A 9676-nucleotide genomic window follows, 5' to 3' on the forward strand; every position below is an offset into this window, starting at 1 on the left:
AGTATTAAGTTGTCCACTGGCTGGGCCATGCAGCTATTGTCCTCTGGCTTTTCAGTTGTCTATTATAGCATGTAGTTTTCTGCAAAAAAGCAAGCTGTGCCTCTCTCCTTGTTCAGTTTGACAATAATTCAATGCGGGCTTTTTACCAAGCTTGTGGAATATTACGCCCTCTGATTGCTCGCCCGCATCCCATAGTGAGAAATGGTCCCAGTTGATGTTTGAGAGTTTGTCGCCGCGGTAAACTAATGATATCCCGGTAACGGAGTTTTGGTGAGCGTCCATGTTTATTGTACGAATTTCAGCGTGAATGGTGACACTTGGGTGGAAGGAAGCCATGACCTTGGAAATTGCCATCAAAATTTGCCTGGCGGCCTGAAATAATTCGACAATCCAGACGCTGTCATCGCTTATGCGCCTTGGTGTGTAAACGACAGTAATCACGCGATCGTGCTCGAAGGTGACTTTAGAAATCAGATTGCTCGCATTTTTTATGCGGTGTTTTAGCAACATTTCACGTCTTTCTTGCGAGTCAGCATTGACAGGGTATGTGGGTTCACTTATGTCACCAGCCATAAGCCTCAATGATACGGCGGAAAAGATGGTTATGGCAGTGATTCCAGCTAGCAAGAATTTTTTCATGAGCGTGCGCATCTAGTTTCTGGCTGTTTTCTTGATAGGCTCTGTAGCGCCCGTTTATTCGTTTTGGCTGGTTCTTTCTATCCATTCAGGTTATTTGGCTTTTCGATTAAGAAACAGTGTAAAGGGGCGTTGGATAGAACTGGCAGGTGAAAATCCGGTGATTGCATGGAGTCAACTACCTGGATTTGTTTTGGAATGTCTTGGATTCATATTCGGAGACTCGAATCGGCTAAAAAATAAGAGTGGTAGACTCGAGGAGGGGCCATATTAAAAATATAAGATTTGTCCTAATTGGCTGTTCGCGCGTAATTAGATGCATACTCGCCCGAGTGGCGTTTGGCCATTCGCCCGAGGTGTAGCGCGAAGTTGCGTGCTATTGAGGTTAGGGATGGTCTGAAGTAGTCATGTGTTTCTGACTGACTTCGGTCACCGCCGATTTTGAAAGTAATGAGCCGATCCAAACGCTCAGATCACTCACTCATTCCTGGCTTTTTAGCCGCTGCGAGCACCTCGCGGCGGCTATTCCCCACATTACAGGCGCACCTCTCCTGCATTGCTCAGTAAATGTCGGCGGGCCATCCACAGATTCGACAACGCAAACAGCGTCACCAGCTGTGCCGTGTTCTTGGCCAGACCACGGAAACGCGTCTTCACATGACCGAACTGGCGCTTGATCACCCGGAACGGGTGCTCGACCTTCGCTCTGACCTGTGCCTTGGCTTTTCGATCTTGCGCTTGGCTTTGTACAGGGTGCTGCGCTGGCCCAGCTTCTGGTAGGTACTGCGCCGGGCGGCAATCTGCCAAATGACCTGGCGACCTTCATGCTCGGGGCGTTTCTCCACTCCGGTATAGCCGGCATCGGCACAGACCACATTTTCGTCGCCGTGCAGCAGCTTATCGACCTGCGTGACATCTGCCACATTCGCCGCCGTACCCACCACGCTGTGCATCAGGTCTGACTCTTCATCGACGCCGATATGGGCCTTCATGCCGAAGTACCCTTGAATGCCTTTCTTGGCTTGGTGCATTTCCGGGGCGCGCTTGCCGTCCTGGTTCTTTGTCGAACTCGGCGCATGAATCAGCGTGGCATCGACGATGGTGCCCTGGCGCAGCGACAGGCCCCGATTACCCAGATAGCCATTGATCACGCCCAGAATCCCTGCCGCCAGCTCGTGGTTTTCCAGCAGGCGACGGAAGTTGAGGATGGTGGTTTCGTCGGGAATCCGCTCCAGGCTCAGCCCAGCAAACTGGCGCAGAATAGTAGTCTCGTACAGTGCCTCTCCCATGGCCGGATCGCTGTAGCCGAACCAGTTTTGCATCAGGTGAACACGTAGCATCGCCATCAGCGGATAGGCCGGACGACCACCATCACCCTTCGGGTAGTGCTGCTCGATCAGAGCAATCAAACCCTTCCACGGAACCACCCGATCCATTTCGATCAGGAACAACTCTTTACGGGTCTACTTGCGTTTGCCGGCGCACTGTAAGCGTCTGCCCAACACACCTTGCGTGATTAAACGGGCACCCACCTGTGCGGCAGCAGTTCGGTAATTTCACTCGCCCGCTGCGTCGGCAGGCGTGTAAGAACATCCTTCAAGTAAGCATGCGGATCATGCCCGTTGAGTCGCGCCGACTGGATCAAACTCATGATCGCCGCCGCCCGTTTGCCGCTGCGTGACGACCCTGCAAACAACCAGTTCGAGCGCCCAAGAGCCCACGGCCGGATTTGATTGTCGGGTAGTCAGACGCGGTTACCCGCGCCCAGCCCCCTAAGAACCGTGCATGCGAGTTTCCCAGCACACGGCTCAAGCCTCTGCGAAGGCACCTTCAGGCAGCCGGTTATACATCAGCGACATTGGCAAATTGTCCTGCCCTTGGGCAGCGCAGGTGGTAGATCTCAAGATTAGCGGCTGCGTCCGTCCCGCCATGACCTAGCTTCACAGTATGGCGACTGTGCCACGGTGTGTCTTTGGTCACCGGCTTGAAGCAGGCGCAGTACCTGCCGCCCTGTTGCGCCCATATCCGATACAGCTTGGCTCGACCTTTTACGTAAGTGAGCATCCTCTTGCCCCAGCGGGATTCGAAGTATTCACCCCATGTAGGGTCGTGAGGGTTGGCGGCAGCCTTAATCTTAATATGTCGCACAATCGGTGTGTCTTAGGCGTCTACTAACGTGTACTGACGCTTCCGACCATCGACGGATTTTTCAGTACACGAGAACACCCAACGGCGCGCCCCTTGTACTTTGAAATACCGATCCTTCACCCATCGGCGTGTCTTGCGAGGGTGGCGACGTACCGCCCATCGCCAGAGCATTTCCCACACTGCGCTGTCCACCTGGTTGAAGACCTTCTTGGCAACGACATGACTGTGATAGTTCGCCCAGCCCCGTAGAGCCGGGTTGAGCAAACCTATCAAGTTAGCCTGTCGTATCGTTTTGTTGGTCTTGATCAACTCTCGCAGCTTGACAAGTAAAGCCCCGATGTTCGCCTTGGACGGCTTGATCAGGAGCTTGCCGTTGTACTTGCGCAGGTTCCATCCGAGGAAGTCGAACCCGTCCCCTATGTGCGTTATCTTGGTTTTTTCCGGAGAGAGGACAAGTCCACGTTCTGCCAGAAATTCAACCACGGCGGGCCTGACTTCATTCTCCAGCCATTCTTTCGAGCAACCAGTGATGATGAAATCATCTGCATAACGCACCACGCGCATTTTTCGGGCTGTCCACTTCGCGTTGGGAAACCTCTTTGCCAGCATCGCTTCCAACCCATCCAGCGTCATGTTCGCCAGCACAGGGGATATGATGCCTCCCTGTGGGGTTCCGGCGTGGCTGGGGAATAGCTGCTTTTGGTAGACATAACCAGCCCGGAGCCATTTCTGCAAAATCGCCTTATCCATGGGGATGTTGGCGATCAACCAGTCATGGCTGATATTGTCGAAACAGCCTTGAATGTCGCCCTCTAACACCCACTCCGCGTTTGCTTTTCGTGACAGCACACCAAAGCACTGTGCGGAGGCATCCGCAGTTGAGCGTTCCGGCCTGTATCCATAAGAGTTCGGGTCGGCGGTGGTCTCCGCTATCGCGTTCCAGAGCCAGCAAATGAAGCGCCTGCATGGCTCGGCATTTCATCGCGGGAATTCCGAGAGGTCTAGTCTTACCGTTTTTCTTCGGAATGAGGACTCTCCGAAGCGGAAGCGGCGAGTAGCCTCGCCGCTTCCACGACTCTATCGCAGCGATCTTGGCCCTAGGCGTATTCCAAGTGACCTTGTCCACACCGGGAGTATTTTTGCCTTTGTTTTCAGACACACGTTTCACGGCTAAAGCTTTGCCGCTGAACGAGTGAGTCAGCAGCCATTGCAAGGCTCTCGCCTTGTTATGCCTGCCGTCTTGTACAGCCTTCACAATACGCGCTTGCAGCCCTTTGACACGACGTTGCACGGCGATCCAATCGATGCCGTCCCACGACGTGCCGGAATGTGCACACGCCGATGCCGCTGCGTTCATTTGCTCTCCTTCCGTTGAAAGGGTTCTACCAACTCTCGTGTGAAGAGAGACCATTAGGACGTCTGCCCGCTTTCGCGTGAAGTAATGTTTCAACTTCTATCCAACCCATTACAGGATGGCGTTCGCTTTTTCCTCGTTCCTTCGCCCGCACCGCCATGGGCAGTTTTTACAAACGGCTTTCCCTGACGGGAGCGATACGGGATTTCCACGTTCCGCCTACTGAAGTGCGTCGGATTAGGTGCCTGCTATCGACCGGGAGGCATGTGGGTCACGAGTGCGTAGTCGAAAGACGCAATTCCCACCTCCATTACCATTTTGGTTCGAGCGTGTAAGCCATTTCCGCTCGTTCAACTTAACGATCGTTGCGCAGATTCACATGCGTTCACCATACCGACTATCTAGCCCTTGTCCGGCTATGGCTGCCAGAAGGGGGCGCCTCTCACGATTGGTACCCCGCACCTTGCGGTGCCTCGTTCCATTGTCGAAAGCGCTCTTGATTCAGCCTTCTAGATTCACCCGGTGACACGGGTGGTTCCCGCTGCGGGGAACAACTTCATTAAGCGACCTCGTGTCGCACCTCGCACCAGTTATTGTCGAAGGGCACAGCACCGTCATCGAGATAGCGCGTCAGCGCCATCCAGCGTTTGAGGCTGTAATCCAACGCTTTGGCGATGGCTGATCCCTCAGGCACAAGTTGCCTCTGGGCGATCATCCAGTTATGAAATGCGCCGATGATCGGCGCTGCTTTTTCCTGCCGTATTCGCTGTCGGACACCCGGTTCCAGCTCGCGGACTTCTCGTTCAACTTCGTACAAGGCCGCGATGTAGTGCAGCGCTTTTTCGGCGATCTGGCTTTTGTTGGTCGCGTGCAAGTCGAAGAACTTGCGGCGTGCATGGGCTATACAGCCGATCTCCGTGACGCCCAGTTCAAAGCCTGCCTTGTAGCCAGCGAAGTCGTCGCAGACCAGCTTGCCGTTCCAGTGGCCAAGGAGGGCTCGGGCATGTTCGCCAGCGCGGCTCGGACTGAAGTCATAAACGACCGCCGCCAGATCGGAGAACCGGCTGGTGGCATAGGCCCAGACATAAGCGCGATGAGTTTTCTTCGCGCCAGGCGTCAGCATTTGTACCGGCGTTTCGTCGGCGTGGACGAAGCCGTGCGTTAGCACGGCTTCGCGCAGCGCATCAACCAGCGGCTGTAATTGCACGCCGCAGTTGCCCACCCACTGCGCCAAGGTCGAACGGGCGATGGGCAGCCCGGCGCGGCCAAAGATTTTCTCTTGGCGATACAGCGGCAGATGGTCGGCGAACTTGGCCACCATGATGTGAGCCAACAGGCCTGCGGTCTGGATGCCTTTGTCGATGACGTGCGCCGGTACCGGCGCCTGTATCAGCGTTTCGCACTGTTAGCAGGCCCACTTTCCATGGATGTGGCGCTCGACGGTGAACACGCCTGGCGTGTAGTCGAGCTTTTCGCTGGCATCTTCGCCGATGCGCTTGAGGGCGCAGCCGCACCGGCAGTGGCTGTTGTCCGGTTCGTGATGGATCAGCGTGCGAGGAAACTGTGGTGGCAGCGGTGCGCGCTTGGCGTGCTGGCGCACTTTGCCTTCGACAGGTGCCGGTTGCAGCGCCTCAAGTTCGGCTTCGATAGCGGCGATATCTGTATCGATCAAGTCGTCGAGCAGGCTGGCTTGATCCGGGCTCAACTGCTCGCTGCGCTTGGCAAACTTGAAGCGTTTGAGTGGCGCGATCTCGTGGGCCGGTTTCTCGTTGACCGACTTGTGATGAGTGATTTGCTTGTCCATCGTCTCGATGCGCTGGATCAACTGCGCTGCCAAGGCACGCAGTTCTTCAGGGTTTAATTGATCGAGATTCGGATGCGAAGTCATGCCGCCGATTTTGCCAGAGAGGGCAAGTGGCGGCGATAGACTGATGGGCCAATTGCGCCGGCAAGCGCGCCATGGCAGACGAGTTAGAGTACCGTGATGGCTCCTCCGGAACCGACGCGTTGCCAAGGTAAACCGAGCACTAAGGCTTGAAGTTGCTCTGCATCCAACTCAACCTAAGAACCGTGCCGCACGCCTGGCCAAAAGAAACGACCTTGATTCAAGCGCCGGGCAGCCAACCAAATCCCCACACCGTCATGCACCAGCACTTTTATACGATTGGCGCGGCGGTTGGCGAACAGATAAGCACAGTGCGGCTTCGCCGCACCGAACACCGCGACAACTCGCGCCAGCGCGGTTTCAGTGCCGGCGCGCATATCCATGGGCTCGATGGCGAGCCAGATGATGTCGATGCGGATCATCGCAGCAGGTCTCGCAGGAAAGCGAAACATGTCGCTGCATTTTCTGCTGGCCAGCTCACCACGACTACGCCTTTTGAATGAGGCACTTCGATTCGAATCGTGGCCGGAAGAACTTGAGGGGCCGCTGTCGAAGACAATGCCTTGACCGGAATAAAGGCAGTTTGCAGTGCCAGGTATTTTCTGCCCATGCACCCGAATCCATTTATGGACGAGGTTGGCATTGAGGTTGTGGGTCAAGGCGACATTGGCAATCGAGGTGTCAGTCTGCGCACACTCGGCGATGACCTGGCCTTAAAGGACTTGGAATAGGAACGGCGTTCTTGTGGCATGGGCGTCCGCTTAAAAAGGCTAAAAATGGTGTCCACTTAATTAAGTGGACACCATCGCCTTAAGCGATGGCATCAGGAAGGTGTGTTGCCCGGACGGTTAGTGCGCCAGTTAAAGCTGGTGGAGGATAGTCGATGAAAGTTCGATACTGGTAAGAAATGGCGAATCAACCAGACCCCGAGTCATGCATGTTGCACCGTGAGGTGCAGGGTGAAGCGTTGACAGGGGAAACCGATGGGCCAGCCATTGAGCCGCGTAATCAGGAATTCGGGATGCCGATGCTGTTAACCGAAGCAGAAGGCAATACGGAGCATTGCGATATACGCCAGTCATGCTCTGATCCTGCGCGGTCGGAGACCCTGTGCACGTCGGGAAGTCCTTCGCACAGAAACTGGGAGATCTCAGCGGTGCCCAGTGCGCACGCATCGGGCGGAGCAGGAAAGGCCAAAAGCCGTAACCCTGCTGTCCACGTCGCAGAGAAGTCGGATGCGTCCGTAGTACCTGAGAAGCCATCGAACAAAGGGCCTGGCCCGGCGGAGATAGTGGAGGAAAGGGACGTAGCCAAGGGAAACACCGACAAACCCCTCGCACCCCGGACACTGAGCCGGATCAGTTGCGCGTCGATGGGACTTGAAGTTGTACGTGTAGCAGCCCGAAGGAACAAGGGCATGCAGTTCACGGCATTGCTGCACCACATCACACCGCAGTTATTGGCGCAGAGCTTCTATGCACTTCGTCGCGATGCTGCGGTGGGAGTGGACGGCATGTCGTGGCGAGAATACGAGGAAGGTCTTCTCCAGCGGGTGAGCAATTTGCACGCAAGACTCCACAGTGGAGCTTATCGGGCAACGCCATCGCGGCGGGTCTACATTCCCAAAGCCGATGGCAGGCAACGCCCGTTGGGCATTGCCTCTCTGGAGGACAAGATCGTGCAGCAGGCAGTCGTTACCGTTCTGAATGCGATCTATGAAGAGGACTTTCTGGGATTCTCGTATGGGTTTCGGCCGGGACGTAGCCAGCACGATGCGCTGGATGCGTTGACGGTCGCGCTCAAGGGCCAGAAGGTGAACTGGATATTGGATGCGGATATCACGTCGTTCTTTGATGAGATCGACCATGAATGGATGCTGATGTTTCTAGGACACCGGATTGCAGACCGGCGCCTGCTCGGGCTCATCTGCAAATGGCTTCAGGCGGGAGTAATGGAGGTTGGCCGTAGGGTGGCTGCGACCAAGGGGACTCCCCAAGGCGCAGTGATATCGCCGTTGCTGGCGAATATCTATCTTCACTACGTGCTTGATCTATGGGCAAGGCAGTGGCGCCAGCGGCATGCCCGTGGCAATGTGATCGTTGTGCGCTACGCGGACGACAGCGTGGTGGGTTTCAGGACGCAATGGCAGGCTCAGCAGTTTCTGGTGCAGTTGCAGGAGCGCTTGGCCAGGTTCGGTTTATCCCTCAATGCCTCGAAGACACGGCTGATTGAATTTGGTCGTTTTGCTGCGAGAAATCGTAGGAAGCGAGGCTTAGGTAAACCGGAGACGTTTGACTTCCTGGGCTTCACGCATTGTTGTAGTACCAACAGAAGTGGTGGCTTTCAAATACTGCGGCTGACGGTCAAGAAACGAATGCGTACAACGCTGCTGGCTATTCGGGATGAGCTGAAACGCCGACGTCATGAGCCTGTTCGAGTCGTGGGTCAGTGGCTTACCCGGGTGGTCAGCGGGTACTTCAATTACCACGCCGTGCTGGGGAATCTGATACGTCTTGGTGGTTTTCGTCTGGCGGTATGCCGTCTATGGCGGCAAGCCCTCAAACGTCGCAGCCAGCGTAATCGGCTTCAATGGTCACGCTACGGACGCCTTGTCGACCTCTACATACCTAGACCCAGAAATGCACATCCTTACCCTGAGGGTCGCTTCGCGTCTCATGCCCGAGGCAGTAGCCGTATGCGGTAGATCCGCACGTACGGATCTGTGCGGGGGGTGGCAGGTAACTGCCATCCCTACCGCGACCTGACGCCTTGGCGCTCCTGCTGAACCTGATCGGCCCAGCGGCGCAGGGCCGGCTCGTCGACACCGAGTGAACGGCTGGCTTCGATGTAACTGTAGTTTTGCTTGAGCACGAGGTCGGTAGCCTCGCGTTTGAATTCAGCAGAAAAGGAACGGCGTTTTTTGGTCATCTGACACCTCGATCTGGCGAGCATTCTCACCTAAATGGGTGTCTGGTTTCATTAGACCACTACATGGTTTCATTAGGCCACTGCAGGGGGATTCATGGGGCTTTTTTGGGATTGATCCTATTTTGATAGGAGAGGGCGAAATATAGCCTGAGCAAGCTTGTAAATGCTCAGCGCCCTTGTCTGATCCGGTGGCGCCCCCTAAAAAGGTAACTCTGTGTGAAAATGGTTAAAGCTAGTGTTTCTGTTGTGGACAATTCAACTGTCACTCTAACGCGTGATCTCTCTCAGTCTCACGATAAGCTGGTTCGAATTCAGGCAATTAAAGGTGGTAAATACATTCTTTCCACCGGCGAGCGTGGTTTCGCGCCGGAGAAAATTGTTGTCAAGCGTGTAGGTAAGGATTTGCACGTATCGCTTGAGGGTGAGGACCCGGATGCACCTCGGCTCATTATTGAAGACTTCTATGAGTTCGAAGGTCAGCTCATCGGCATGTCTCAGGACTCCACCTATCACCCTTATGTGGTGGTCGACGCGGAGGGCGGACTCGAAGCTGCATTTCTGCAGGATGGCATTTCTTCGCCGCTTACTCTGGATCGTGCGAGCCTTGCTGGATTTGAGCCGAGTTCATTTGCTGTGTCTGGCAGTCTTTTATCGACTTCGGCGTTTTCGCTTGGTGCTTTGGGGTTGTTGGGAGTTGCCGCTGCCGGTGGTGGTGGTGGTGGTGG

General features: G+C 55.3%; 6 protein-coding genes and 5 pseudogenes. 2 read left to right on the forward strand and 9 right to left on the reverse strand.

The window, feature by feature from the left end:
- Positions 1 to 51 precede the first annotated feature (51 nt).
- The 8 genes and pseudogenes from AC07YV_RS27460 to tnpB form a co-directional block, all read right to left on the reverse strand.
- The gene (locus tag AC07YV_RS27460; protein WP_146011636.1) at positions 52 to 639 is read right to left on the reverse strand and encodes a hypothetical protein; all 588 of its coding nucleotides are present in this window, start codon (positions 637 to 639) and stop codon (positions 52 to 54) included.
- A gap of 531 nt (positions 640 to 1170) precedes the next feature.
- Positions 1171 to 2087: pseudogene (locus AC07YV_RS27465) on the reverse strand (IS5 family transposase).
- 65 nt (positions 2088 to 2152) lie between these two features.
- Positions 2153 to 2374, reverse strand: a pseudogene (locus AC07YV_RS27470) (transposase domain-containing protein); the annotation flags it as partial.
- Between the two features lie 422 nt (positions 2375 to 2796).
- Complete coding sequence (locus AC07YV_RS27475) at positions 2797 to 3093, reverse strand: group II intron maturase-specific domain-containing protein (protein ID WP_331459871.1); 297 nt, start codon at positions 3091 to 3093, stop codon at positions 2797 to 2799.
- 135 nt (positions 3094 to 3228) lie between these two features.
- A pseudogene (locus tag AC07YV_RS27480) lies at positions 3229 to 3648 on the reverse strand (reverse transcriptase domain-containing protein); the annotation flags it as partial.
- Positions 3557 to 4195, reverse strand: coding sequence for a reverse transcriptase N-terminal domain-containing protein (locus tag AC07YV_RS27485; RefSeq protein ID WP_494990376.1), 639 nt, complete (start codon positions 4193 to 4195; stop codon positions 3557 to 3559). The gene AC07YV_RS27485 and the pseudogene AC07YV_RS27480, both read right to left, overlap by 92 nt.
- Positions 4196 to 4718: 523 nt before the next feature.
- Positions 4719 to 6026, reverse strand: a pseudogene (gene tnpC, locus AC07YV_RS27490) (IS66 family transposase); the annotation flags it as partial.
- Between the two features lie 173 nt (positions 6027 to 6199).
- A complete protein-coding gene (gene tnpB, locus AC07YV_RS27495; protein WP_146011635.1) occupies positions 6200 to 6682 on the reverse strand; it encodes an IS66 family insertion sequence element accessory protein TnpB in 483 nt (160 codons plus the stop codon).
- A gap of 758 nt (positions 6683 to 7440) precedes the next feature.
- On the opposite strand from tnpB, the gene ltrA reads away from it, so the two are divergent.
- Positions 7441 to 8727 (forward strand): group II intron reverse transcriptase/maturase, encoded by a 1287-nt coding sequence (gene ltrA / locus AC07YV_RS27500; RefSeq protein WP_173900865.1) that lies wholly within the window; start codon positions 7441 to 7443, stop codon positions 8725 to 8727.
- A gap of 59 nt (positions 8728 to 8786) precedes the next feature.
- On the opposite strand, the pseudogene AC07YV_RS27505 reads toward ltrA, so the two are convergent.
- A pseudogene (locus AC07YV_RS27505) lies at positions 8787 to 8951 on the reverse strand (transposase); the annotation flags it as partial.
- A gap of 216 nt (positions 8952 to 9167) precedes the next feature.
- Between AC07YV_RS27505 and AC07YV_RS27510 the strand changes: the two are divergent.
- The coding region (locus AC07YV_RS27510; protein WP_218244360.1) for a hypothetical protein at positions 9168 to 9676 on the forward strand (509 nt) is incomplete at its 3' end.

It is taken from the genome of Pseudomonas sp. GW456-E7, from assembly GCF_059424105.1.